This window comes from Rhizobium sp. Root1204 (genome assembly GCF_001424965.1).
Lineage (GTDB): Bacteria > Pseudomonadota > Alphaproteobacteria > Rhizobiales > Rhizobiaceae > Pararhizobium.
Genome location: NZ_LMCZ01000001.1, coordinates 306,461 through 330,744 on the forward strand (window position 1 = coordinate 306,461; position 24,284 = coordinate 330,744).

General features: G+C 59.6%; 25 protein-coding genes and 1 tRNA gene. 11 read left to right on the forward strand and 15 right to left on the reverse strand.

What is annotated here, in order from left to right; genetic code table 11:
* Window positions 1-171: 171 nt before the first annotated feature.
* A complete protein-coding gene (gene phoR, locus ASC96_RS01465) occupies window positions 172-1,413 on the reverse strand; it encodes a phosphate regulon sensor histidine kinase PhoR (RefSeq protein ID WP_060500647.1) in 1,242 nt (413 codons plus the stop codon).
* Window positions 1,414-1,563: 150 nt separating this feature from the next.
* Between phoR and ppk2 the strand changes: the two genes are divergently transcribed.
* Window positions 1,564-2,442, forward strand: a complete 879-nt coding sequence (gene ppk2 / locus ASC96_RS01470; protein ID WP_200954878.1) for a polyphosphate kinase 2 — start codon at window positions 1,564-1,566, stop codon at window positions 2,440-2,442.
* Between the two features lie 21 nt (window positions 2,443-2,463).
* Here the strand turns inward: ppk2 and ASC96_RS01475 are convergent, their stop codons facing one another.
* Window positions 2,464-3,606, reverse strand: coding sequence for a hypothetical protein (locus ASC96_RS01475; RefSeq protein ID WP_060500649.1), 1,143 nt, complete (start codon window positions 3,604-3,606; stop codon window positions 2,464-2,466).
* Window positions 3,603-3,743 carry a hypothetical protein gene (locus ASC96_RS32390; protein WP_156393805.1) on the reverse strand — a complete coding sequence of 47 codons (141 nt, stop codon included), beginning with the start codon at window positions 3,741-3,743 and terminating at the stop codon, window positions 3,603-3,605. Before ASC96_RS32390 ends, ASC96_RS01475 begins: the two co-directional genes overlap by 4 nt.
* Before the next feature lie 238 nt (window positions 3,744-3,981).
* Between ASC96_RS32390 and ASC96_RS01480 the strand changes: the two genes are divergently transcribed.
* Complete coding sequence (locus tag ASC96_RS01480; RefSeq protein WP_060500650.1) at window positions 3,982-4,941, forward strand: nitronate monooxygenase family protein; 960 nt, start codon at window positions 3,982-3,984, stop codon at window positions 4,939-4,941.
* Window positions 4,942-5,064: 123 nt separating this feature from the next.
* A tRNA-Thr gene (locus ASC96_RS01485) sits at window positions 5,065-5,140 on the forward strand.
* 101 nt (window positions 5,141-5,241) lie between these two features.
* On the opposite strand, the gene ASC96_RS01490 is transcribed toward ASC96_RS01485, so the two are convergent.
* On the reverse strand, window positions 5,242-5,544 hold the full coding sequence (locus ASC96_RS01490; protein WP_060500652.1) for a hypothetical protein: 303 nt from the start codon (window positions 5,542-5,544) through the stop codon (window positions 5,242-5,244).
* 268 nt (window positions 5,545-5,812) lie between these two features.
* Here ASC96_RS01490 and ASC96_RS33255 point away from each other — a divergent pair, with 268 nt between their 5' ends.
* Together ASC96_RS33255 and ASC96_RS01495 are read left to right on the forward strand one after the other, a co-directional pair.
* Window positions 5,813-5,974 (forward strand): hypothetical protein, encoded by a 162-nt coding sequence (locus ASC96_RS33255; protein WP_164491957.1) that lies wholly within the window; start codon window positions 5,813-5,815, stop codon window positions 5,972-5,974.
* 191 nt (window positions 5,975-6,165) lie between these two features.
* Window positions 6,166-6,354: a hypothetical protein gene (locus ASC96_RS01495; protein ID WP_060500654.1), complete on the forward strand. Its 189-nt coding sequence runs from the start codon at window positions 6,166-6,168 to the stop codon at window positions 6,352-6,354.
* Window positions 6,355-6,392: 38 nt separating this feature from the next.
* On the opposite strand, the gene ASC96_RS01500 is transcribed toward ASC96_RS01495, so the two are convergent.
* The 3 genes from ASC96_RS01500 to ASC96_RS01510 all read right to left on the reverse strand — a co-directional run bounded on the left by ASC96_RS01500 (window position 6,393) and on the right by ASC96_RS01510 (window position 9,965).
* Window positions 6,393-7,220, reverse strand: a complete 828-nt coding sequence (locus tag ASC96_RS01500; RefSeq protein ID WP_060500657.1) for a bifunctional allantoicase/(S)-ureidoglycine aminohydrolase — start codon at window positions 7,218-7,220, stop codon at window positions 6,393-6,395.
* 188 nt (window positions 7,221-7,408) lie between these two features.
* A complete protein-coding gene (locus ASC96_RS01505) occupies window positions 7,409-8,566 on the reverse strand; it encodes an AI-2E family transporter (RefSeq protein ID WP_060500659.1) in 1,158 nt (385 codons plus the stop codon).
* 196 nt (window positions 8,567-8,762) lie between these two features.
* A complete protein-coding gene (locus tag ASC96_RS01510; RefSeq protein ID WP_060500662.1) occupies window positions 8,763-9,965 on the reverse strand; it encodes an MFS transporter in 1,203 nt (400 codons plus the stop codon).
* A 393-nt stretch (window positions 9,966-10,358) separates the two neighbouring features.
* Between ASC96_RS01510 and ASC96_RS01515 the strand changes: the two genes are divergently transcribed.
* From ASC96_RS01515 to ASC96_RS01525, 3 genes are all read left to right on the forward strand, one after another.
* The gene (locus tag ASC96_RS01515; RefSeq protein WP_060501375.1) at window positions 10,359-12,059 is read left to right on the forward strand and encodes a long-chain fatty acid--CoA ligase; all 1,701 of its coding nucleotides are present in this window, start codon (window positions 10,359-10,361) and stop codon (window positions 12,057-12,059) included.
* Between the two features lie 443 nt (window positions 12,060-12,502).
* Window positions 12,503-14,128, forward strand: a complete 1,626-nt coding sequence (gene pgi, locus ASC96_RS01520; RefSeq protein ID WP_060500664.1) for a glucose-6-phosphate isomerase — start codon at window positions 12,503-12,505, stop codon at window positions 14,126-14,128.
* A gap of 134 nt (window positions 14,129-14,262) precedes the next feature.
* Window positions 14,263-14,505 (forward strand): hypothetical protein, encoded by a 243-nt coding sequence (locus tag ASC96_RS01525; RefSeq protein ID WP_082511916.1) that lies wholly within the window; start codon window positions 14,263-14,265, stop codon window positions 14,503-14,505.
* 27 nt (window positions 14,506-14,532) lie between these two features.
* Here the strand turns inward: ASC96_RS01525 and ASC96_RS01530 are convergent, their stop codons facing one another.
* Window positions 14,533-15,420 carry a LysR family transcriptional regulator gene (locus ASC96_RS01530; protein ID WP_060500668.1) on the reverse strand — a complete coding sequence of 296 codons (888 nt, stop codon included), beginning with the start codon at window positions 15,418-15,420 and terminating at the stop codon, window positions 14,533-14,535.
* Window positions 15,421-15,549: 129 nt separating this feature from the next.
* Between ASC96_RS01530 and ASC96_RS01535 the strand changes: the two genes are divergently transcribed.
* On the forward strand, window positions 15,550-15,903 hold the full coding sequence (locus tag ASC96_RS01535; RefSeq protein ID WP_060500672.1) for an antibiotic biosynthesis monooxygenase: 354 nt from the start codon (window positions 15,550-15,552) through the stop codon (window positions 15,901-15,903).
* Between the two features lie 178 nt (window positions 15,904-16,081).
* Window positions 16,082-17,125: a glycosyltransferase family 1 protein gene (locus ASC96_RS01540; RefSeq protein WP_060500674.1), complete on the forward strand. Its 1,044-nt coding sequence runs from the start codon at window positions 16,082-16,084 to the stop codon at window positions 17,123-17,125.
* A 163-nt stretch (window positions 17,126-17,288) separates the two neighbouring features.
* Here the strand turns inward: ASC96_RS01540 and ASC96_RS01545 are convergent, their stop codons facing one another.
* The 3 genes from ASC96_RS01545 to ASC96_RS01555 all read right to left on the reverse strand — a co-directional run bounded on the left by ASC96_RS01545 (window position 17,289) and on the right by ASC96_RS01555 (window position 19,657).
* Window positions 17,289-18,215: a carbohydrate kinase gene (locus ASC96_RS01545; protein ID WP_060500676.1), complete on the reverse strand. Its 927-nt coding sequence runs from the start codon at window positions 18,213-18,215 to the stop codon at window positions 17,289-17,291.
* A 74-nt stretch (window positions 18,216-18,289) separates the two neighbouring features.
* A complete protein-coding gene (locus ASC96_RS01550) occupies window positions 18,290-18,988 on the reverse strand; it encodes an orotate phosphoribosyltransferase (protein ID WP_060500678.1) in 699 nt (232 codons plus the stop codon).
* 105 nt (window positions 18,989-19,093) lie between these two features.
* On the reverse strand, window positions 19,094-19,657 hold the full coding sequence (locus ASC96_RS01555; protein WP_060500680.1) for a glyoxalase superfamily protein: 564 nt from the start codon (window positions 19,655-19,657) through the stop codon (window positions 19,094-19,096).
* Window positions 19,658-20,057: 400 nt separating this feature from the next.
* Here ASC96_RS01555 and ASC96_RS01560 point away from each other — a divergent pair, with 400 nt between their 5' ends.
* Entirely contained in the window at window positions 20,058-20,561 is a 504-nt protein-coding gene (locus ASC96_RS01560) for a hypothetical protein (protein ID WP_060500682.1), read from the forward strand.
* Between the two features lie 42 nt (window positions 20,562-20,603).
* Here the strand turns inward: ASC96_RS01560 and pyrC are convergent, their stop codons facing one another.
* The 4 genes from pyrC to ASC96_RS01580 form a co-directional block, all read right to left on the reverse strand.
* Complete coding sequence (gene pyrC, locus ASC96_RS01565) at window positions 20,604-21,656, reverse strand: dihydroorotase (protein WP_060500684.1); 1,053 nt, start codon at window positions 21,654-21,656, stop codon at window positions 20,604-20,606.
* Window positions 21,657-21,763: 107 nt separating this feature from the next.
* A complete protein-coding gene (locus ASC96_RS01570; RefSeq protein ID WP_060500686.1) occupies window positions 21,764-22,399 on the reverse strand; it encodes a nucleoside triphosphate hydrolase in 636 nt (211 codons plus the stop codon).
* Entirely contained in the window at window positions 22,396-23,193 is a 798-nt protein-coding gene (locus ASC96_RS01575; RefSeq protein ID WP_082511891.1) for an ATP-binding cassette domain-containing protein, read from the reverse strand. The genes ASC96_RS01570 and ASC96_RS01575 overlap by 4 nt, the downstream gene beginning before the upstream one ends.
* Window positions 23,169-24,227: an ABC transporter permease gene (locus ASC96_RS01580; protein ID WP_060500690.1), complete on the reverse strand. Its 1,059-nt coding sequence runs from the start codon at window positions 24,225-24,227 to the stop codon at window positions 23,169-23,171. The genes ASC96_RS01575 and ASC96_RS01580 overlap by 25 nt, the downstream gene beginning before the upstream one ends.
* Between the last annotated feature and the right edge of the window lie 57 nt (window positions 24,228-24,284).

Consider the following 24,284-nt stretch of genomic DNA (forward strand, 5'->3'; position numbering starts at 1 on the left):
GTGTGGGTGCGCTTTTCACCAGCGCTCGCTTTCGCCGTGTCGATCGGCCGCCCTAGTTAGCGCCCGATGCCCACACCTTTTATGTCAACTTGACGAAACATTTGTGACATATCAATCAATTGAAATAATTGACTATTTTCTAAAAATGACATTTTCGGAGACAGGTTTGTGTCAAAACCTCACGGTAAAGACCGTGCCCTTGCCGACTTCAGACTGAACCAGCAGCCTGGCGCGATGCCGGGTGAGGATATGCTTGACGATGGCAAGCCCGAGGCCCGTGCCTTTTTTCGACCGGCTGGCCTCGACATTCACCCGGTAGAATCGTTCGGTAATGCGCGGAACGTGCTCCGCGGGAATGCCCGGCCCGTGATCGCGAACGGAAACTTCTGCCGGAGCATCACCTCCACCGGAGAGCGTGACCTCGACCTTTTTGCCCTCCTGGCCGTATTTGCAGGCGTTTTCGATCAGGTTCTCAAAGACTTCCGTCAGCTCGTCACGGTCACCCTGCACGGTCACTGGCTCATCCGGCACGATCAGCGAAATTTCGACACCGACGTCTTCAGCAAGTGGTGCCAGAGCATCGCGGACATGACCAAGCAGCGGCCCCAGGCTGATCGCTTCATCCGGCGCGATATGGGACTTGAGTTCCAGCCGCGACAGGGACAGGAGATCATCGACCAGCCTGCTCATCCGCGTCGCCTGCTCGTGCATGATGCCGAGAAACTTTTCGTGTGCCTTCTGGTCGTTGCGCGCAGGCCCTTGCAAAGTCTCGATAAAACCGCGCAACGAGGCCAGCGGCGTTCTCAGTTCATGGCTGGCATTGGCGACGAAATCGGAGCGCATCCGGTCGATCCGACGCGCCTGGGAAATATCCCTGTAGGACAGGACATAAAGCCGCTTGTCGGCCCGCTGGCCAACCTCGGCCGGCGCGACCCGGACGATGTAGACCGCGTCGGATGGAAACCGCTCCGAATGTTCGATCTGGTTGACCTTGCCGGTGACGATGGTCTCGCGAACCATATCGAGGATGCCGGGCGAACGCACCCGTGCCGACAGGTCCGTGTTCGGCGGAATGGTGCCGAACGCCTTTTCCGCCGCCTGATTTTGTAAAAGCACTGTTTCATCGGGTGCGACCACCAAAATTGGCGTGTCGAGTGCATTGAAGCCCGTCGCGAGCATGTCGAGATCGGTTTCTTCCACCACGGACGGCACGGCAACCGGAATCGGCGGCTTGGTGTCTGCGGAACGATTGAACAGGACCGTCATCCAGACAAGCCAGAACAGCAGCACAGCTGCGGCATGAATGCCCGAAAAAACGAGACCTGCAGCGGCAGCAACGGACAGGCCGATGACCCATTTCTCCGACTTGGCGGTCTCTTTCAGTCGAACCCAGACGTTGTTTGTATCTTCCAAGATTTTCTCACGAGCACGGTGCAATTGACCGGTGATAGCGGAGGTTCATGACATGATTTTCACGGCATGCTTGAATTCGCAATGCAATTGTGGCCTCCTCCCATGAAATCGGCGACCGGCAGCAACAATATCCAGCGAGGGTACATCATGATGGACATGGAAAAAAACAAGCCGGTCGAACTCGTGATCAATGGCAAGGAGCGGGTTTTCGACATCGACAATCCGAAGCTGCCAGACTGGATCGACGACAAGGCGCTGGCTTCCGGCGACTACCCTTACGAAAAGAAATTCGACAGCGACGAATATGACGATCTTCTGGAAAAGCTGCAGATCGAGCTGGTGAAGGTCCAGTTCTGGCTGCAGGCGACCGGCAAGCGTGTTGTCGCCCTGTTCGAAGGGCGCGATGCGGCCGGCAAGGGCGGCTCCATCTATGCCATCCGGTCTTATATCAATCCCCGCTCCGCTCGCGTCGTTGCCCTGCCCAAACCCACCGAGACGGAACAGGGACAGTGGTATTATCAGCGCTATATCTCGCATTTTCCGACGGCCGGTGAATTCGTGATGTTCGACCGATCCTGGTACAACCGGGGCGGCGTTGAACCTGTCATGGGCTTCTGCACGCCAGAACAGCACAAGAAGTTCCTGAACCAGACGCCGCGGCTTGAAAAGCTGATCACCGGCGATGACATCCATTTCTTCAAGTTCTGGCTGGATATCGGCCGGGAAATGCAGTTGAAGCGGTTTCACGACCGCCGTCACGATCCGCTGAAAGTCTGGAAGCTCTCGCCGATGGACATTGCGGCGCTGACCAAGTGGGACGACTACACCGAGGCGCGCGACACGATGCTGCGGGAAACGCATACCGACCATGCGCCCTGGGTTGTCGTTCGCGCCAACGACAAGAAACGTGCGCATCTCAACCTGATCCGTCACCTTCTGAATTCGGCCGATTATGACGGCAAGGACGAGAAGGCGATCGGCAAGATCGATGACAAGATTCTCGGCTTCGGCCACGGCTTTGTGAAATAGCCGCAGCGCTTACCAAAAAGCTTATTGGCCGGGAAGGACCCGCACCGCATAGACGCTGACGCTGTTGCCGGCACCCGTGACATCGCTGTTGATCAGGATATGTCCAGGCGAACTCGGGGCAAGACTGCGATCGAATGTCACCTGGAACAGCATGTCGTTCTTTTCATCGTTCACCGTGAACCGGTGGCGGCCGCAATCGCCGAGCGAGGCAAAATCGCATTCGACAGAAAATTGCGTCTGCTTACCGGTATCCGCCTGAACGCTGAGGGCGACAGTCGATGTCTTGCCGGAAATCTGCTCAAGCACCGAAACAGGAATCTCGATCGACACATTGCCGTCGGCATCCGCCGTCGCCGAGGTGATACGAAGACGCTGGCCACGCTCGTCGCTGACGGGATCGGCAGCAGCACGGCTACTGGCCTTGACGTTGCTTGCATCAGCAGGTGTGAAGACCTCAACCCAATCGCCGGAAAAGCCCGCTTGCGCTCCAAGCGTCTTCAAACCGGCCGCGCCGTCGAAATCCTCCGATTGCACTGTCGAGGGCGGATTGGCGACACTGGTATCGCGCTCTGCCGCCGTTTTCAAAAGTCCGCTGGTTTCAACCCACCACGCCCCCATGACCACCGCTGCAACCAGCGTGGTGATGACCATGACGAAGGAGAGAAAACTGCCGCGCTTGCGCCGCCGGGGTTTTACTGCCGCCGCATCTGCCTTTGCGGCCTTGCCGCGCTTGCCGGCGGCCGGTTCCGTCAAGGGTGCCGTGTCCGCAGCACGCGCGCCGTCGCGGCGCTCCGGACGCAGGCCCGCAAGGCCACCATCCGCAACAGGACTACCGGTACGACCCGCATGCCGTTCGGATGGCATGCGGATGTCGTGATCAAGCTCTGCCGAAGGAACCGGCGCGCTGCGGGTCTCAACCTGGATCGGCGGCGGCACGGATGCAGCGGCTTTCAGGCTGGCGCGCTCCTCCAATTCGATGGCGTGAATGACGCCTTCGAGCCGGTGGCGCTGCTGGGCAATCACCTCGGGATCGTGCACATCCTGCTTTCTAAGGCCGGCCTCCAGCGCGTTGCGCGCCGATTGATAGATGCGCGCACGCGTTTCGGAGTTCGCCCGCTCGGAGCGTTCCAACGCCTGTCTGATAGCAGTTTCCAGTCCGCTCACTCTTCGTCCTTCTTGGTGCAGGCATTCACGCCCTTGCAAAGCATACTGCGCGCATCGAAAGCCGAAGCGGCCGGATTGCTGTTACCCAAAAACCATGCACGACCGGCTACGGGCCTTACAATCAAATCCATCGTCATGGCCTGACATCCTTTTAGGAAACCCGGCACGCTTTTGAATATGTTAACAATTGGGTAACGGTTGACGCTGCGATCTGCAAGCCTCGCGCATCAAACGGGCCATCAGCGCCGGGGAAAACCCGGTGGTTTTGGCCGAACCATGACCAGCAGCCACGACAAATCGGCCTTGCAAAACACAAAGCCGCTGCTAAGGTTCTTACGTTTACGGAAACGTCAAATAACAAACCGGGAGTGAACCTTGTCCCTGCCAGCCATCCTCAACGGCACCACGCGCCTGCCCGTCGTCGCAGCACCGCTCTTCATCATCTCGCACCCCGCCCTGACGCTGGCGCAGTGCAAGGCCGGTGTCGTCGGCTCGTTTCCGGCCTTGAATGCGCGGCCGGAGGCACAGCTGGACGAATGGCTGGCCGAGATCACCGAAGACCTCGCCGCTCACAATTCCCGTAATCCCGGCAGGCCGGCAGCCCCCTTCGCGGTCAACCAGATCGTCCACAAGTCCAACAAACGGCTTGAGCACGACCTGATGCTCTGCGTCAAATACAAGGTGCCGATCGTCATTTCCTCGCTTGGCGCTGTGCCCGAGGTCAATGCGGCCATCCATTCCTATGGCGGCATCGTGCTGCACGACGTGATCAACAACCGCCACGCCAACTCGGCCATCCGCAAGGGCGCCGACGGACTGATCGCCGTTGCGGCCGGTGCTGGCGGCCATGCGGGCACGCTCTCTCCCTTCGCCCTTATCCAGGAGATCCGCACGTGGTTTGATGGACCCCTGCTGTTGTCCGGGGCAATCTCGACCGGCGGCGCGGTTCTGGCTGCACAGGCAATGGGAGCCGACATGGCCTATATCGGCTCGCCCTTCATCGCCACGACCGAGGCGCGCGCCAGCGACGCCTACAAGCAGATGATTGTCGGCAGCAGCGCCAGCGACATCGTCTACTCCAACTTCTTCACCGGCATTCACGGCAACTATCTCAAGCCCTCGATTGCCGCTGCCGGCATGGACCCCGACCATCTACCGGAAGCCGATCCTTCCAAGATGGATTTCGAGACGGCCACGACCGGCGCCAAGGCCTGGAAGGATATCTGGGGCTGCGGCCAGGGTATCGGCGCCGTCACGGAAATCGCTCCCACCGCCAATCTCGTCGACAGGCTGGCCGAGGAATATGCGGCAGCAAGGCAAAAACTGGCGCTGTAGAAGGCGCCATTCGAACTGCCGGAAGCTTTTTTCCCGTTCTCAAAACTGATGGCTTGAAATCGCATCCGTTTGCAGGTATCAGCCCCTCACACATCGTTTCGCGGCATCGCGCAACGCATGCTGGCCGCTTTAGCTCAGGTGGTAGAGCACATCATTCGTAATGATGGGGTCGCAGGTTCGAGTCCTGCAAGCGGCACCAGTTTTCTCCCAAAAAGCATGACGAGAACAGGCCTTTACGAGGCTGCGTGGATTCCCGTCACTCCAAAGTCTAGCACTCAAGGCGCAACAGGCTCGCTCCGGTCAGTTAGCCAGTTGGTAATAGGGATCTTCCCTGTAGGTCGCACCGACGTAGCAATTCGTCCCGAAGCATCGGGGGCTTCTGCGGTCTCCCGATTGAACGTAGAAAACGCGCGGACTGCGCCGATGATAATAGCTCGGCCCTTGCCTGACGTCGTAATAGCGCTGCTCTATCACCACCCGCTCGCGATAGGCGGTGGGCACAGGCGCATTGGTATAGAGATATCCGCTGTCATCGACGCAACCGGACAAGATCGCGCCGGACGCTCCGAGGGCAATGAGAATCATAACTAACTTGTGGCTCATGCTTCCTCCAGAATGGGGAGATGGCGCGACGTTGAAACAGGGCAAGTCCTTTTATCTGGGTATGTTTTCAGATTTCCGGCCGATCTGCAAATCCAATGACGGTGCGCGGACGCGGAACACGAAAATGACGCCGCAGGACTGTTCAAATCCTTAATCGAAGGTTAATGCGAAGCGTAGCACCACATCGGGATGTTCAAGCCCGGCGCAAGCGACGCAACCTATCTTGCCCTCACCTCCGGCATGATGCCGGGCAGCAGAGGACAATGACATGTCGAACATCATCGAATATTCAGGCGAGCCCAACGACGCAGCCATCGCGCTTTTTCTTCAGGACGACAACGGCGACAAGCTGACCGATATTCTGGTGGACGCACTCGACGAGGCCTTCCGGATTCTGAGCGACGACCTGGTTGGCGGATCATTGAACTAACGCAGCCCTAGCTCCAAAAAAGCTGCACGACTCCCGGATGTCTTACAACAGGTGTAGGATCGGTGCGGCACGCATGGCGTCCTCGATCGCGCTTCGCCCGAAAACATGGTTAATTTTTTAACTATTTTCCGGCTATCACCGGAACGGTTCGGCGAACTGGCCGTTGATGCGAAAAACCGGGAGGACCTGCGATGATCTTCAATCTTCTCAAGGCAAAGCGCGATGACGCTGACGATACCGGCACCTATGCCGACGGCGTTTTTGAGCTGACGGCATCTGAAATCAAGTCTGAACCGCGGCGCCTCCGTGGCCATATGGCCCATCAACGCGATTATGGCAGCGACCGGGCGATCGCGCCCATTCCCGCCGGATTTGCCTGAGGCTTTCCGGCAGGAACACGCGACACACTTGCCGCAGCTTAGGCGCGCGGCTTCAGTTTCATGTGGCGGTTGACGTCCTTGTAGAGCAGATAGCGGAACTTTCCGGGGCCGCCAGCATAGCAGGCCTGCGGGCAGAAGGCGCGCAGCCACATGTAGTCGCCGGCCTCGACTTCGACCCAATCCTGATTGAGCCGGTAGACGGCCTTGCCTTCCAGCACATAGAGCCCGTGCTCCATGACATGGGTTTCTGCAAACGGGATGACGGCGCCTGGCTCGAAGGTGACGATCGTTACGTGCATGTCGTGGCGCAGGTCGTTGGGATCGACAAAACGGGTCGTTGCCCATTTGCCTTCGGTGCCAGCCATCGGTGACGGCGCAATATCCGCTTCGTTGAGGAAAAGAGGTGTCGGGACATCGAGTCCCTCGACAAATTCATACGCCTTGCGGATCCAGTGGAACCGAACCGTCTGGCCGGAGGTATTGCGCACCGACCACTTGCTCGCGGGCGGGATGAAGGCATAGCCGCCCGGGCGCATCTGATGCGCTTCGCCATTGAGCGTCACCGTCAGTTCGCCCTCGACGATGAACAGCACACCTTCGGCGCCATCGTCGAGTTCCGGCCGGTCGCTGCCCCCCCCGGGCGCGACTTCCATGATGTACTGCGAGAAGGTCTCGGCAAAACCGGAGAGCGGACGCGACAGAACCCAGAGCCGGGTATCTTCCCAGAACGGCAGGAAGCTGGTGACGATATCCATCATCACGCCCTTGGGAATGATGGCATAGGCTTCGGTAAAGACGGCGCGGTCCGTCAACAGTTGGGTTTGCGCTGGCGCGCCACCCGTGGGGGCGTAATAGGTGCGGTTCATCTGCTTTCCTGAACTTTCGAATGGATCAGCCATGACAGCGGCGGGATGCCATCAGGCATCAAAAACCATTAGCGCAACACGGCGCGCAGATCACGCGGCAATTCCCACCAATCTCTGGATTCACTTTCGCGCAAGAGAAGGAAATCGGCTTGGCGCGGATAAGGGTTGGCGCGATCAGGACGACGCCGTCAGTCTGGCTTGATGATCGTGCCTGGTGGCGTTGGAGCCGTCACCTCGCGCAACCATTCCCGCCAGATCGATACGAGCAGCGCCATCAGCACCGGTCCGACGAACAGGCCGAGGAAGCCCATCGTCTTGACGCCGCCGACGAGCCCGAAGAATGTCGGCAGGAAGGGCAGCTTGATGGGGCCGCCGACCAGCCTTGGCCGAAGCGTCTTGTCGACAATGAACAGTTCGACCGTTCCCCAGACGAAAAGCGCCGCGCCGGCCACGGGCGACCCGCTGGCGACGAGATAGATCGACACGAGTGTGAAGCACAGCGGCGCACCGCCGGGAACGAGTGCCATCATGCCGGTGATGATGCCGAGCGTCACCGGTGACGGAACGCCCGCCATCCAATAGGCGATCCCCAGCACGATACCTTCGCCGATGGCGATGACACCCATGCCGGTCACCGTCGAGCTGATGGTCAAGGGCACGATGCGCGAAACGCGCTCCCAGCGCATCGGCAGTATCCGTTCACCCAGGTGATCAAGTTGAGAGACGAGCTTTTCTCCGTTACGATAGACGAAGAAAAGCGTGATCAACATGAACAGAAGCGTCAGCATCGACTGGAAAGCCGATGCGCCGACGACAAGCACGCCGCGATAGATATTGCCGATATTGGACCCACTGACGAGCTGCACCAGTTCGCCGAGCGCACCGGGATGGCCGACATATTTTGCCCACTGGACACTCAGCCAAACGCCGATGCCGGGGATTTGCGTCAGCCACACCGGCACCGGTGCACCGGCGGCGTTGGTCTCGATCGTCCAGACGGCCCAGTTATGGACCTCATCGACCGCATAGACGGCTGCAAGCGAGATAGGCGCGACAATGAAGGAAATCACCGCAATGATGGCAATCGTCGCCCCGATCGTCCGGTTGCCACCGATAGCGCCAAGAAGCCTGCGGTAGATCGGCCAGCTGGCGAAACCGATGACGAGGGCCGCCAGTACCGGCACGAGAAAGCCATGGAAGAAATAGACGCCTGCCAAGAGAACGAAGACCAGAAGCCAGCGCGCAGCCGCAATCGGGCCAACCAGCGCCGAACGTTCATAGGCCGTCCGCCCGAAAAGCCGCGGTTCCGACGGCAGTTCACCGCGCTCACGATTGCTCAATTGCAAAAGGCATTCCTCCAAGTGTCACTCAAGATGACAGCAAAACTCACGGCTAGCCAGCGTGTTTCCATTACCAGCGGTAACCCGTCAACATGCGGCATAAGTAAGTATGCCCGCATGGTCAACACAAGCCGATGACAAACAATAACAACCGGGAAGAACAACGGCCGGACGCAGCATCATTTTGCCGAAGGCCTCGCCTTTAAGCGGTTGCAACCTTCGAGCGGTCGAGGAAGACTGACGACAGGAAAATGCCGATGCCCGCCACAGACATCATCGCGCCCACAAGGCCGGTCGATGTCCAGCCGTAACCGGCCGCAATGGAGAGGCCGCCGAGCCAGGCCCCGAGCGCATTGGCCAAATTGAAGGCCGAATGGCTGGCGGCGGCCGCCAGGGTCTGCGCCTCGCCCGCCACATCCATCAACCGCATCTGGATACCCGGCACGACGGCAAAGCCCCCACCGATAAGCAGAACGTTGATCACCGCCATCCACGGCGTTGTCATGGTGAAGTAGAACAGTACGTAGGCGACGAGGTTGAAGACCAGTGCGATACCGATCGCCGGCATCAGCTTCCAGTCGGCCAGACGCGAACCGACGATATTGCCAAGGATCATACCCGCGCCGAACACGGACAGCATGATCGGAACAGTTCCAAGCGATATGCCGGCAACTTCGGTCAGGGCCGGAGTGATATAGCTGAAGACTGCAAACATGCCGCCGCAACCGATGGCGCAGATGCCGAGCGTCAGCCAGACCTGGCTCTTGCCGAGAGCACCCAGTTCCTTCAATGGCGTAGCTGCTGGATTGGCCTTGTCCTTTGGCACGAAAAGCCATGTCAGCACGACCGTCAGCACACTGATGGCGCCGACAATGGCAAAGGCGGCGCGCCAGCCGAGCGCCTGGCCGAACCACGCAGCAAGCGGCGTGCCGAGCAGGGTCGCAACCGTCAGGCCCATCATGACGCGGCCGATGGCGCGCGCCCGCTGGTGCGGAGCCGCCATGCCGGCGGCGACCAAAGCCGCCACGCCGAAAAAGGCGCCATGCGGCAGGCCAGCGAGAAAGCGGGCGGCAACCAGAAGGCCGAAACTTCCGGCGGCGGCGCTGGCAAGATTACCAAGCGCAAACAGGCTCATCAGGGCAAGCAGAACATTGTGCCTTGAAAACCGCGCGGCCAGTACGGCGATGAGCGGCGCACCTACAACAACACCGATCGCATAGGCACTGATGACGTGGCCAGCAAAGGGTACCGAAACCGAAAGATCGCCGGCCACCTGCGGCAAAAGCCCCATGATGGCGAATTCACCGGTGCCGATGCCAAAGCCACCGACGGCAAGGGCCAATTCTGCACTGGACATGCCGCCCCAGCGAGCGGCCGGAACGGAAGAAAGAGCGTCGTCTGACATAGCAAGTCCTGCCTGGAGCCGCATCGGCCCAAAGGATTTTCGTTCTGAAATGGGAAGCCAAGGCGGAAACGGGAGGAAAGCCTGGGCGCTATTGCAATGCAATATACCCTTTTGCGCCTGCTCGCAAAGAGATTGATGCGGCGAGATACCACGAAATCTGGCCGGATGCACACCACTTATTGACGTTTACGTCAAGGTCATATAATCCGGAATGATCTTGATGGCGTGCAACAAAAGCCCCATCTTGACCGGGCGGAGAATCTGGAGGGATTTTCGCTGATGCGCAGTGCGCTTTCCGGAGACATTTTCGGACAGGGTTGCGCATGGAAAAGGGAGAGACGGTGCGCTTCTTTTTTTGGCTGCGCGGCGACGGATCGATGAGGGAGAGAGATGATGCCTGATACATTGATGCAGACCCCAGGCCCGCAAACGGCCAAACCCTGGCTTCAATCCTACCCGCCGGGCATGCCAGCCCATATTGATCCCCTACCCTATGCTTCGATCGGCGATCTCTTCGCGCAATCCTGCAAGAAATATGCTGATCGCGCCGCCTTCACCTGCATGGGCAAAACGCTGACATTCGGCGACCTCGATGCGCAGAGCCGCAAGATTGGCGCGTGGCTGCAATCGACCGGCCTTGCCAAGGGTGACCGCGTTGCCGTGATGATGCCGAACATCCTGCAGAATCCGGTGATTGTCTTTGGTATCCTCCGGGCCGGCTATACGGTGGTCAACGTTAACCCACTCTACACGCCTCGCGAACTGGAACACCAGTTGAAGGATTCCGGCGCCAAGGCGATCTTCGTGCTGGAAAACTTCGCCCACACCGTCGAGCAGGTGGCGGCACGCACGGATCTGAAGCATACAGTCGTTGCGACGATGGGCGATCTTCTCGGCCTCAAAGGGCTGATCGTCAATATCGTCGTGCGCAAGGTGAAGAAGCTCGTGCCTGCCTGGTCGTTGCCGGGGCATCTGTCCTTCAAGGCGGCGCTGGCAAAGGGTGCCGGTCAGACGCTCAAGGCCGTCGATGTGAAGCCCGGCGATGTCGCATTCCTGCAATATACCGGCGGCACGACAGGCGTCTCCAAGGGCGCCACGCTGACCCATTCCAACCTTTTATCGAACATGTCTCAGATGGGGCTCTGGTTGGAAACAGCCTTCCTCGACAAGAAGCGCCCTGACCGGCTGGTGTTCCTCTGCGCCCTGCCGCTCTACCATATCTTCGCCCTGACGGTGAATTCGCTGATGGGCCTGAGCACCGGCGGCGAGAACATCCTGATCCCCAACCCGCGCGACATTCCGGCTTTCGTCAAGGAAATCGCCAAGTACAGGGTCAATATCTTTCCCGGCCTCAACACGCTGTTCAACGCCTTGATGAACAATGCCGATTTTCAGAAGCTGAACTTTTCCGACCTGGCGCTGACCTTTGGCGGCGGCATGGCTGTGCAGCGCCCTGTCGCGGAACGCTGGGAAAAAATGACCGGCTCGCCGATCAAGGAAGGCTACGGCCTGTCGGAAACCTCACCAGTTGCGACCGCCAACCGGCTCGATGGCAATGCGTTTACCGGCACGATCGGCCTGCCGCTGCCGTCGACCGATGTCGAGATTCGCGACGAGGACGGCAACACCCTGCCGCTCGGCGATATCGGCGAAATTTGCATCCGCGGGCCGCAGGTCATGGCCGGCTACTGGCAGCGGCCGGATGAAACCGCCAAAGCCATCTCCGCCGACGGCTTCTTCCGTTCTGGCGATATCGGTTTCATGAACCCGGAAGGGTTGGTCAAAATTGTCGACCGCAAGAAGGACATGATCCTGGTTTCCGGCTTCAACGTCTTCCCCAACGAGATCGAGGAAGTGGCGATGACCCTCGCCGGCATTCTCGAATGCGCCGCCATCGGCGTGCCGGACGAACATTCGGGCGAGGCCGTCAAGCTGTTCGTCGTCAAGAGGGACCCGAACCTGACGGAAGCGGACGTCAAGGCGCATTGCGCGGCGAACCTCACCAACTACAAGCGGCCAAGATTTGTCGAGTTTCGCACCGAACTGCCGAAATCGAATGTTGGCAAGATTCTGCGCAAAGACCTGCGCGGGTAAAGGCTGCGTTCGCTTGTAAGAGTGCCGCAAAACATCTATTTTGGCGGAGTGGTGACTGGAGCGTGAACTCCAGCCACCTTTGCTAGGCTAAGAAATTGACCCGCACGGTGATTAACCAGCTCGTGCGGATTTTTCCTATGCCAAACGTGACGCTAAATGGCCGGAACCACATAGATCACCTCCACATTCGAGGACAGGGCTGTGTCCTGCTACAGTCCGGAAAGCCCATCTGTCCGGATGCGCCAGCTGGTTTGACGTTGCTGCTTAGCCCTCTAACGCGAAGAGCATACGGCAAATACGCCCACCTGCAACCATAAGGCGATATTTGATCGTCGCCCGAAAAAGCCGCTGGGCTTTTTTAGTGTTGGCATGAGGACAGACTTGATTTGCCAAGGGCAAAGCGACTAGCTATCGCAACCCTTCCGCAACGCAAGGAACCTGCCATGAGCGCGCTTGTCGAACAGCTGAAATCCACCGTTTCCGACACCAACGCAACAGACATCCGGGCTGCTTTCGCGAGCGATCCCAAGCGTTTCGCCAAATACAGCGTCACGCTGGACGACATGCTGTTCGATTATTCGAAATGCGCCGTCAACGACAAGGTGCTGGACGGGCTGGAAGCCATCGCCAAGGCTGCGAAAGTTGCCGAGAAGCGAGACGCGATGTTTGCAGGCGATATCATCAACATCACCGAAGGCCGCGCCGTACTGCACACCGCGCTGCGCAACCGTTCCAACACACCGGTCCTGGTCGATGGCAGGGATGTGATGCCGGATGTCAACGCCGTGCTTGCAGCCATGGGCGTCTTTTCCGACGGCATCCGCTCGGGCACACTGAAGGGCGCCACCGGCAAGAAGATCACCGATGTCATCAATATCGGCATCGGCGGCTCGGACCTCGGCCCCGTCATGGCGACCCTGGCATTGGCGCCCAATCACGATGGCCCGCGCCTGCATTTCGTCTCCAACATCGATGGCGCGCATATCGCCGACACGCTGAAGCTGCTCGACGCGGAAACGTCGCTGTTCATCGTTGCATCCAAGACCTTCACCACCATTGAGACGATGACCAATGCCGCGACCGCGCGGGCGTTCATTGCCGAAAAGCTTGGCGAAAAGGCCGTCGGCCATCATTTCTGCGCCGTCTCGACAGCGCTCGACAAGGTTGCCGCCTTCGGCATCGACGCGGACCGCATCTTCGGTTTCTGGGATTGGGTCGGCGGACGCTACTCGATCTGGTCAGCGATCGGCCTGCCGCTGATGATTGCCATCGGCAAGGAGAATTTTGGCGAGTTCCTGGCCGGTGCGCACGCGATCGACAACCATTTCCGCACGGCCCCCTTGCGCGAAAACATCCCGATGCTGCTCGGTCTTCTCGGCTTCTACCATCGCAACGTGCTCGGTTACGCCACCCGCGCCATCCTGCCCTACGATCAGCGCCTGTCGCGTTTCCCGGCCTATCTGCAGCAGCTGGACATGGAATCAAACGGCAAGGGTGTGACGCTGGACGGAACACCGGTCGAGGGCAATTCCGGCCCGGTCGTCTGGGGCGAGCCCGGCACCAACGGTCAGCACGCTTTCTATCAGCTGATCCATCAGGGCACGAGCATCATCCCGGCCGAATTCATGATCGCCGCCAACGGCCATGAGCCAAACCTGCGCCACCAGCACCAGCTTTTGATGGCCAATTGCCTTGCCCAATCGGAAGCATTGATGAAGGGCAGGACGCTCGCTGAAGCCAAGGCCCAAATGGCGTCGAAGGGCCTGGACAAGGACTTCATCGACCGGATCGCCCCGCACCGCGTCTTTACAGGCAACCGTCCATCGCTGACATTCGTCTATGACCAGATGACGCCATTCACGTTCGGCCGCCTGATTGCTCTTTATGAACACCGCGTTTTCGTTGAAGGCGCCCTGTTCAACATCAACTCCTTCGACCAGTGGGGTGTCGAACTCGGCAAGGAACTGGCAACAGGCCTGCTGCCGGTCGTTGAAGGCAAGGAAAGCGCTACCGGTCACGACAGCTCCACAGCAGGCCTGGTTGCCGCCTTGCTGAAGGCAGCGAAATAACGCTGCTCCATCCAACCGCGATGAATACAGGCTGAACGCACAATTCAGCCTGTATTCGGACACAATGCGCTATCCCTGAACCTGCGTCCTCAAGCCGGAGAAATCTCCAGCGGCGCATGGGTTCGGGGCATAACGTGGAACACTATTTCTTCGATCTGCATTTCGGCAATGAACAGGTTGTCGATGAAGAAGGCGTCGACCATTTCGACGTCGGATCGGCCGTCTATTATGGCCAGAGGATTGCCGACAGGATTGGCCGCGATAGCGATTATCGCTCGCTCACCGTCCATGTGCGTACCTTCGAAGGTTCGCTCTTGGCCGTCGTCGCCGCCTCGGCTGGCCGCGGATACGAGCAACTGGCCTTGATGAGCAGATGACGAGCTGAGCAGCTGCCGCAGGCCGCATCATGTCCGGAACAGGTTTTCGCTCATGAACCTGACGAACGCCTGCACCTTTGGCGACAGATGCCGGCTGGACGGCCACAGAATGCTAAACTCGCCGACGTCCTCGATATAGTCGCCCAAAACCGGCACAAGCTTTCCCCCGGCGATCTGGGCGTGAACCGTGAAGAGCGGCAAACAGGCAAGGCCAAGCCCCTGCTCTGCCATGCTGACCAGCGGTTCCAGCGTGCTCGCCATGGAGGACACAGGCAGCTCCAATTTCCCCTGTTTGACATCATGCCTGAGCGGCCAGCGTTCGAGCTTCCCGGAAGACGGGTATTTGTGATGAAGGCAGATATGTGCCGACAGATCCTGAGGCTTTGCGGGAATTCCGAAGCGCGCCAGGTATTCCTCCGTTCCGACGATACGATGAGAGAATTTACCGACGCTGCGCATCATCAGGCGGCTATCGCTTATGTCTCCCGTTCGAACGACAGCGTCGAAACCCTCTTCAATCACATCGACCAGACGATCCGTGAAATCGAGATCGATGGAGACTTCCGGGAACAGGCGCATGAACTTGGTAATCGCCGGCATGAACAGCATGCCGGCAAGTGGCAGGCTGACGCGAAGACGGCCGCGCGGCGCGGCAAGCGTTTGCGACAGTTCCTGCTCCGCGGCTTCTATCTCGGAGAAAATCCGGCGGCAACGCTCGAGGAACATTGTGCCCTCTGCGGTGATCGCGATGCTGCGGGTACTGCGGTGAAACAGCCGGACACCAAGCCTCTTCTCCAGACGGGCCATTGCCTTGCCAACAGCCGACGAGGAGATACCGAGAACCTCCCCTGCTCCGACAAAGCTGCGGGTTTCCGCCACGATCACGAACACATTCAAGGAACCAATGGTTTCCACGACGACGCTCTATTACGGACATCCACGTCCGTTATCAACGGAGCCATAACCCGTTTTTCCAAGCGTCGCCACGCACTAAGTCTCGACCCGACGGCATTTTCCGTCGATCGTTTTGCGAATGGAGACAACGTGACTCACTCCCCAAAAGCCGAATTTCAAATCACTCCCCAGCCAACCGTATTTGTCGTGAACGTCATCCACGCCCACCCAGGCAAACAGGATGAGGCGTTCCAGATCATCCAGGACGTCGTGCACTATGTTGCCGAACGCAAGGCAGGCTTTCTCTGGAGCAACCTGTCGAAAAGCACCGACGGCAAAACCGTCGTCAACATCGAGGCAATCCACAGTGCTGACAATGTCGACGAATTTTTCTCCGATCCCGTCTTCGTGGAAAAATTCAAATCCCTCGACACCGTGTCCACAAGCGAATTTCATATCTACAAGGTCGGAGATCTCGTCCTTCCCGCCTTGAGCGCACAATAGGATCAGCAGAACCGGGCGCAGCTGCGCCCGGTTCTGCTGCCTCCCCCTGAGGCCGCTCGCCGATATGGCAATCATCTGCCTGTCATCAGAGCATGATCAAACGGGCCAAATGCAGCAGCCACCTGATTCGAGGTCAGCCGGTGCTCCCGCAGGTGCCAAAGCCGCATCGAGGCGACTTATGGAAAAAACCGTTCTCGTTGTTACCGACGCCTGGCATCCGCAGGTCAATGGCGTTGTGCGCACGCTCGATGAACTCGCCCGCTCGTTGAAAGAACAGGGCATCGCCATTCACTTTCTGACACCGGAACGCTTTACCACTTTTCCGTTGCCCTTCTATCCCGACATCCGGCTGGCGCTGCCGACGCGTAAGCAGGTGGCGGGCGAAATCGACGCGGTGGCGCCCGACTACATCCATATCGCCACGGAAGGGCCACTTGGTCTCGTGGCACGCGGTATCTGCCTGCGCCGGGGCCTGCCGTTCACCACGAGCTATCACACGCGCTTTCCAGAGTTCGTCAGCGCCCGCCTGCCTATCCCCGAAAGTTGGAGCTATTGGTGGCTGCGCCAGTTTCACAATTCCGGTAATGGCATGATGGTGGCGACCGCGTCGCTCGGCACCGAAATGGCCGCGCACGGCTTTCACAATATCAAGCGCTGGACGCGGGGTATTGATACGGCTTTGTTCGATCCGGCACGCCGTCAGGACCTGCCGTTTCCCCGCCCGATTTTCCTCAATGTCGGGCGGGTTGCCGTGGAGAAGAACCTGCCGGCCTTTCTCGATCTCGACCTGCCCGGGAGCAAGATCGTCGTTGGCGACGGCCCGGATCTGGCCGCTTTGCGGCAGCGCTATCCGGATGTGTATTTCCTCGGAAAACGCCTGGGAACGGACTTGGCGACGCTCTACGCATCGGCTGACGTCTTCGTCTTTCCAAGCCGGGTCGACACGTTCGGTAATGTCATCCTCGAGGCACTCGCCAGCGGCTGCCCTGTTGCCGCTTTCCCAGTGACGGCGCCGAAGGATATTCTGGGAGACGGCAGCGGCGCACTGTCGAGCAACCTGCAGCAGGCGGCGCTTGCCGCCCTGGCATTGTCCCGGGAGGACGCACGGCAGAAAGCGCTGACGTTCAGCTGGAGTGAATGCGCCCGCCAGTTTCTGTCAAATCTCGCAGGCGTGCCCCAAAATGCCTTTGCAGGACGAGGCCGCCGCTTACGGCTGATGTAGATTGCCGAGGCAGCAATACCTCACCCTCCCCTTGAGGGGGAGGGTCGGCACGCAGTGCCGGGGTGGGGTGAGTTGCGGGGCATATGCAATTGATTGTGGCGTTCGTGGTGGTCACCCCCACCCGCCGCTTCGCGGCGACCTCCCCCCTCAAGGGGGAGGTGGATTACAGCCCGATCTCGTAGCTCCACGGCGGGTTTGCCCCCGCCCGCGAAACGGTAACGGCGGCCGCCTTCGCACCCAGTGCCAAAGCGTCGCGGACGGCGCTCTCGCTGAGGTTTGCAACCTGTTCCTTGGTGAGCAGATTGTTCATCTTCAGCGACGCCAAGATACCCGCATCGAACGTGTCACCAGCACCGACCGTATCGACCACCTCGACCTTTTCGCCTGGTACCGACACCTTGCCGCGCGTCGTGTAGCCGTCGGCCCCATCGGCGCCCTTGGTGATGACCACGAGTTTCGGGCCGCGCTGCAGCCACTTGGCCACCAGTTCGTCATGCGTGCCCTCTTCGCCAAACCAGTCGAGATCCTCGTCCGAGAACTTGACGATGTCGGACATTGCCGCCATCCGCAGCATGCGGGCCTTGTGGGCTTCGGCATCCTTGATGAAACCGGGGCGGATGTTGGGATCGAAGGAGATCACCCGCTTCTGATGCTCGCGGGTCATCAACGCTTCGTAAGTCGACCCGCACGGTTCAGGGATCAGGCTGATGGCGCCGAAATGCAGCGCCTCACAGAAATCGCCGAGCGCCGGAAGGTGATCCTTGGTGATCATCCGGCCGGCCGTGTTTTCGTCGAAGAAGGCATAGGTCGCCGAACCGTTGACCAGCTTAACAAAGGCAACGGTGGTGTGCAGCGACAGGGTTGCGCAGGGACCGAAATCGACATTGCTGGATTTCAACGTGTCGCGCAGCATGTCGCCGAACATGTCGTCGGAGAGACCGGTGAAGAAGCCGGTGGGGATGCCGAGACGCCCAAGAGCGATGGCCGTGTTGAAGATCGCACCGCCGGAATAGGGAGCAAACGCTGTTTCGCCCGCCGTCGTCTGGCGTGGCAGCATGTCGATCAAGGCTTCCCCACAGCAAACGATCACGGCAACGTCCTCCCTATCCTGGATGTCATTTCAATCGATTTAAACCAAACTCCGCCGGATTTCCAGCGCCGTTTTCAAGCTGTCGCGAGTTCGCTGACACCCCCGTTGCGACCGGACCATTCGAGCGGCGCATTGAGGAAGGCCTCGACCTCCGACAACGTCTTTTCGTCGAACAATTTCTGCAGCTTGGCAACAGCCAGTACATCGCGCCAGGTGGCGATATTGTGCAGCGTCACGCCCTTGTCCAACATCTCGCCCCGCGCCTTCGGGAAGATATCGTAGTAGAACAGAGCCATGCCGTGATCGACGACGCCGCCAGCGGCGCGGATGGCATCGATGAACTTGAACATCGAGCCGCCCGCTGTCGTCAGGTCCTCGATGACGAGAACGCGGGCGCCTTCCGGCATATGACCTTCGATCTGGGCATTGCGGCCATGGCCCTTGGGCGCCTTGCGGACATAGATCATCGGCAGCGCCAGGCGCTCGGCCAGCATCGCAGCGAAAGGGATACCCGCCGTCTCGCCACCGGCAATGATATCGAATTTTTCGAAACCGGCTTCGCGCAGCACTGTGGCCGCGGCAAAATCCATCACCGCCGAGCGGATGCGCGGATAGGAAATCAGCTTGCGGCAATCGATATAGACAGGGCTCGCCATGCCGGATGCCAGCTTGTAGGGCTTGTCGGCACTGAAATGCACCGCCTTGATTTCCCAGAGCATCTTGGCAACGAGTTCGGCCATCACGGCCTTGTCGGGAAAGGATGTCTGGATCATCGGCGGGGCTCCTGCAGCTTCGGATTTTTATCACCCGCCGCATAGCAGGTCGGGCCGCGCAATGCCAGAGGTGGAGGGCGCGGCAGAGCCGCCGCGCCGCCAAAATCAGCCGTTCTGGCTCTCGCCCTGCTGCTGGCAGAAGGTGATGCGGTTGTTGAAGGGATCGATCACCTCGACCTCCAGCCCCCACGGTGCCTTTGTCACGCCGGGCTTCATGTAGCGGTAGTTTTTGGCCGCCAGTTCCGCCTGCAGCGCCACGGCATCGCCGACGCGGACGAAGGCACGGGCGCCGGGGCTCGCGTCACCGGCGTGCTCGCTCAGATGCAGGATCATGTCTTCCCGGGTGACCTGGCAATAGAGCGGAAAATTGTCGCCGAAGCGGTGTTCCCAATCGAGCGTGAAGCCGAGAAAACCGCAATAGAACTCCATCGCCTTGGCGACATCGAAGATGCGGAAGATCGGGATCGGCGGCTGAATGCCGACGTGGCCGTCCTGCCTTTGCGGCTTGTCTGCCGCGTCGATCTTTGCCGACAGGATATTCCATTGATCGTAGCCAAACTGACCGGCGACGATCTCAAGGGCTTCGCTGTGGGAAAGGTTTGTGTTGCGATCGGCAAAGGCTTGTTTCAGCACCTTTGCCATCAGTTTTGCATCGCGAAAATCGCGCATGGTTCATCCTCCGTCTGGCGGCAAACAGGACGATCAGTGCCCGCTCTGCTGACCCGTTCGCCATCAACGCCAAAAGGCAAGGATGAGAAGGTTTGGATGGATGCATTCACCATTCGTGCCAAGGCACTGCGGGGCGGCTGGCCGCATCCGGCCTGCCCCATTGTTAGGCGAAGTTTTTTCCCCGATCAAGTCCGCCGCTCGCCGATTTCAAACAGCACTCTGTCACCGGGTCAGCGTAGCGCGCCACCGGCAAGATCCGCCAGATTAATTCTTGGTAAGCTTCAGCTATATTAGAGAAAAAACCACGATCCGGACACAAACCGGGAGACATATCTGTAGTTGAGGCGGACGTTCAACGCGTCGCTGAACGCCTGATGCCCTCGTATCATGAGGTTATCCAATGAAGATGATCAGCCTTGCCACCCTCGCCGCTCTTTCTCTTGCTCCCTTCGTCCTGTCCTCCGCCGCAAATGCCATGAGCATGACGGATTGCAGCGCCAAGTATAAAACGGCCCAGTCGGCCGGAACGCTGAACGGAATGAAGTGGAACGATTTCCGCAAAGCGCAATGCGGAACCGATGCCGCCGCGACATCCATGACACCGGCTTCCACGAAAACGGCCGCGAAAAAACCGGCTGCGATGAGTACCGACCAGGAACCAACGATGGCCAATACGGAGAATATGCCGGAACCGGCCAAGACCACGGCAAAGGCACCGAAAGGCGTCGTCTTCCCGACCAAGGTCGATTCCAAATATTCGACCGAGACTGCGGGCAAGGCCCGGATGCATACCTGCCTCGATCAATACAAGGCCGACAAGGCCGACAATTCACTCAACGGCCTTGCCTGGATCCAAAAGGGCGGCGGCTTCTACAGCATCTGCAATTCGAAGCTCAAATCCTGACAGCACAACGCCTGTTTCCCGGAGGCGGGCTTTGGCTCACCTTCAGGAAACGGCCCAATGCAGCGGAAACATCGGATCGAACACCGTCACCGTACCTGCTTCCGTCTCGATCTTTTCCGGGAATGTCAGAGCGTCTGCCTGCTTGCGCAATGTGATCGTCTCCTCGTTGACCGGCAGGCCGTACCAGGCCGGACCATTCAGCGATGTGAAGGCCTCCAGCTTGTCCAGGGCATTTTCCTGTTCGAACACATGCGCAAGGCAGCTCATCGTGTTGATCGAGGTATAGATACCGGCACAGCCGCAGGCGCACTCCTTCAGCGGATCGACATGCGGCGCAGAATCCGTGCCGAGGAAGAAACGGCCATCGCCGGAGGTTGCCGCAGCCCGCAGCGCCAGACGATGCAGTTCGCGCTTGGCGACCGGCAGGCAATAGTAATGCGGGCGGATACCGCCGACCAGGATGGCGTTGCGGTTGATAATCAGATGATGGGTGGTGATCGAACCGGCGAGATTGCTCTTTGCCGACTTGATGTAGTCGATACCGTCCTTGGTGGTGACATGCTCCATCGTCACCTTCAGTTCCGGCAGGCGGGCACGAAGCGGCTCGAGCACGGTTTCGATGAAGACGGCTTCGCGGTCGAAAATATCGATTTCCGGCGTCGTCACCTCACCGTGGACACAAAGCGGCAGGCCGATCTTGGCCATCCGCTCCAGAACCGGCATGGCATTTTCAAAGTTGCGCACGCCGCCATGCGAATTGGTGGTCGCGCCGGCCGGATAGAGCTTGACGGCCTTGATCAGGCCGCTGGCATGACCAGCCTCGACGTCATCCGGGTTGGTTCCCTCGGTGAGATAGAGCGTCATCAGCGGCTCGAAACGGTCGCCCTTCGGCAAGGCGGCCATGATGCGTTCGCGATAGGCCGTCGCATCGGCGGTGGTCACCACCGGCGGCACAAGATTGGGCATGATGATGGCGCGGGCGAAGTGGCGGCTGGTGTCACCGATGACGCCCTTGAGCATGCCGCCATCGCGCAGATGCAGATGCCAGTCGTCGGGACGGCGGATCGTCAGTTCGGTGACGGACTGTGGGCTCATGGCGGTATCTCCAGACGCAATCTTTTGCGCATGGGTTCGGGCATGCGCTGACCGAAGGCTCCGATAGCATCATTGTGTGGCGGAAAACAATGATCGATTGCCCGGCATCAGGCCGTTTCGAAAATCTCGATGGCGATATCGGCCGGCCTCGAATTGTCGATGATCCGTTTGCCGTTCGGCAGATCGTTGCCGTAGAGCTTCCATTCGATGCCCGCGGCATCCAGCCCATAATGGACCCAGCGCTGCCGCAGCCGCTCTTCCAGCACCTCATAGGGTGGACCGACGAAGATCGACAGGTCGAACATGCCATCGAGCCGCGACCACGGCGCCTCGTTCAGCAGCAGGTAATTGCCTTCAGCAAGGATGATACGCATTTCCGGCGATACCGGCCGGGCCGACGCAATGGCGATTTCGCGCGACCGGTCGAATACCGGCACGAGAACCTCTTCATCGGCCTTGCGCACCGCTGAAACGATATCGATGAAGGCGCGCACATCGAAGGTCTCCGGCGCGCCTTTGCGCTTCAGCAGGCCGCGCTCTTCGAGAATGCCGTTGTCCATGTGAAAACCGTCCATCGGCAGCACGGCCGATTTTTCGCCACGGCGCGTCAGCTCCTCCTGCAGCGCATCTGCAAGCGTGGACTTGCCGGCCCCCGGGGGGCCGGCGATGGCGACGATGAAGCGGGACGACTTACCCGCCTTCTCGACGATGCTATCCGCGATGGCGGCAAGCGTCATGGTCATGCGACGGCAGCCTCCGGCGGAACCTTGGCCCCTGTCATAAAGGCGACGGCATCCGACATCGTATAGTCCTTCGGATTGATGACGCAGAGGCGTTTGCCAAGCCGGTGGATGTGGATGCGGTCTGCCACCTCGAACACATGCGGCATGTTGTGCGAGATCAGCACGATCGGCAGGCCGCGCTTGCGAACGTCGAGGATCAGCTCCAGAACCTTGCGCGATTCCTTCACCCCAAGGGCCGCCGTCGGCTCATCGAGAATGATGACCTTGGAGCCGAAGGCTGCGGCACGCGCCACCGCGACCCCCTGTCGCTGGCCGCCGGACAGGGTTTCCACCGCCTGATTGATGTTCTGGATCGTCATCAGCCCCAGTTCACTCAATTTGTCGCGGGCGATCTTCTCCATCTTCGGCCGGTCAAGCATCCGGAACAGCGAGCCCATCGGGCCGCTCCTGCGGATTTCGCGACCGAGGAACATGTTGTCGGCGATCGACAGAGCCGGCGACAGCGCAAGGTTCTGATAGACGGTCTCGATGCCAGCGGCGCGCGCCTCCATCGGATTGGAAAAGTGCACGACCTTTCCGTCAAGGCGGATTTCCCCCTCGTCGGGCCGGACGGCGCCTGAGATCGCCTTGATCAGCGAGGATTTTCCCGCACCATTGTCGCCGATCACGGCGAGGATTTCGCCGGGATAGAGATCGAAATCGGACTGATCGAGGGCCGTGACGCGGCCGTAGCGCTTGACGATACCACGTGCGGTGAGAAGGGGTTCCATCAGCCGGCTACCTTTCTGATCCATTGGTCGACCGCGACGGCCGAGATGATGAGGACACCGGTAAGACCGACTTTCCATTGCGGATCGGCACCGAGCATGTTGAGGCCCATCGAGACGACGCCGACGATCAGCGCGCCAAACAAGGTCCCGAGGATGGAACCACGGCCGCCAAACAACGAGATCCCGCCAATCACCGCTGCTGTAATGGCCTGCAGGTTGTAGTCGGTCACCGCCCAGGAGGGCGAGATAGAACCATTGCGGCCGATCGAGACCCAGGCGGCAAGCCCGGCAATCAGACCCGCCAGCGCATAGGTGCCGAGCAGGACGCGGTCGGTGCGGATACCGGAAAGTTTAGCGGCTTCAGGATCGTCACCGACGGCATAAAGGTGCCGCCCCCAGGCGGTGTGATTGAGCGCATACCAGAGTACCAGCACCAGCACGACCATCATGATCACGCCGAGCGTGAACACCGCCGAGCCGAGCTTCAGACTGTACCCGAAGATCCCAAGGAAGGGCGCCGACGCCTCGATATCGGCGCGGCGAATGGTTTCGTTGGCGGAATAGATGTAGTTCGTCGCCGCGAAAATGCTCCATGTTCCAAGCGTGACGATGAACGGCGGCAGCTTCAGCCGGGCAACGAGGAAGCCGTTGATCAGACCGCAAACGCCGGCGACGATAAAGCCGACGAGCACGGCGAGCGGCGCCGGCATGCCATAGGTGACCGCGCAGTTGCCCATCGCAACCGCGGAGAGGACCATAATCACGCCGATCGAGAGATCGATACCGGCAGTCAGGATGACCAGCGTTTGCGCCGCGCCAAGAATACCGACGACGGCGATCTGCTGCAGGATCAAAGTCAGCGTTCCGGCGGTGAAGAACCGCTCGCCCTTGAGGACGCCGAACACGATAATGGATACAATCAGCACGATTGCCGGCACGGCGGCCGGTGTCGAATGCAGGAAATGCTGAACGCGCCGCAGAAGCGAACGATCTTCGAATGAAGCGACTGTTTTGTCGCTCTGATCCAGTGTTTTTTCGAATTCCTGGACGCTTGTCATGACAACGCCTCCCTCCCAAGAGACCGGCCTACCAACCGGTTGTTGAAAAGGGCGGCC

Bases quoted from the DNA above. Each gene is read 5' to 3' on its own strand.
- ppk2 (WP_200954878.1), top strand. From the start codon at position 1,564: ATGGACATGGAAAAAAACAAGCCGGTCGAACTCGTGATCAATGGCAAG.
- ASC96_RS32390 (WP_156393805.1), bottom strand. From the start codon at position 3,743: ATGACGATGGATTTGATTGTAAGGCCCGTAGCCGGTCGTGCATGGTTT.
- ASC96_RS01490 (WP_060500652.1), bottom strand. From the start codon at position 5,544: ATGAGCCACAAGTTAGTTATGATTCTCATTGCCCTCGGAGCGTCCGGC.
- ASC96_RS33255 (WP_164491957.1), top strand. From the start codon at position 5,813: ATGTCGAACATCATCGAATATTCAGGCGAGCCCAACGACGCAGCCATC.
- ASC96_RS01495 (WP_060500654.1), top strand. From the start codon at position 6,166: ATGATCTTCAATCTTCTCAAGGCAAAGCGCGATGACGCTGACGATACC.
- ASC96_RS01500 (WP_060500657.1), bottom strand. From the start codon at position 7,220: ATGAACCGCACCTATTACGCCCCCACGGGTGGCGCGCCAGCGCAAACC.
- ASC96_RS01510 (WP_060500662.1), bottom strand. From the start codon at position 9,965: ATGTCAGACGACGCTCTTTCTTCCGTTCCGGCCGCTCGCTGGGGCGGC.
- ASC96_RS01515 (WP_060501375.1), top strand. From the start codon at position 10,359: ATGCCTGATACATTGATGCAGACCCCAGGCCCGCAAACGGCCAAACCC.
- pgi (WP_060500664.1), top strand. From the start codon at position 12,503: ATGAGCGCGCTTGTCGAACAGCTGAAATCCACCGTTTCCGACACCAAC.
- ASC96_RS01540 (WP_060500674.1), top strand. From the start codon at position 16,082: ATGGAAAAAACCGTTCTCGTTGTTACCGACGCCTGGCATCCGCAGGTC.
- ASC96_RS01550 (WP_060500678.1), bottom strand. From the start codon at position 18,988: ATGATCCAGACATCCTTTCCCGACAAGGCCGTGATGGCCGAACTCGTT.
- ASC96_RS01555 (WP_060500680.1), bottom strand. From the start codon at position 19,657: ATGCGCGATTTTCGCGATGCAAAACTGATGGCAAAGGTGCTGAAACAA.
- ASC96_RS01560 (WP_060500682.1), top strand. From the start codon at position 20,058: ATGAAGATGATCAGCCTTGCCACCCTCGCCGCTCTTTCTCTTGCTCCC.
- pyrC (WP_060500684.1), bottom strand. From the start codon at position 21,656: ATGAGCCCACAGTCCGTCACCGAACTGACGATCCGCCGTCCCGACGAC.
- ASC96_RS01570 (WP_060500686.1), bottom strand. From the start codon at position 22,399: ATGACCATGACGCTTGCCGCCATCGCGGATAGCATCGTCGAGAAGGCG.
- ASC96_RS01575 (WP_082511891.1), bottom strand. From the start codon at position 23,193: ATGGATCAGAAAGGTAGCCGGCTGATGGAACCCCTTCTCACCGCACGT.
- ASC96_RS01580 (WP_060500690.1), bottom strand. From the start codon at position 24,227: ATGACAAGCGTCCAGGAATTCGAAAAAACACTGGATCAGAGCGACAAA.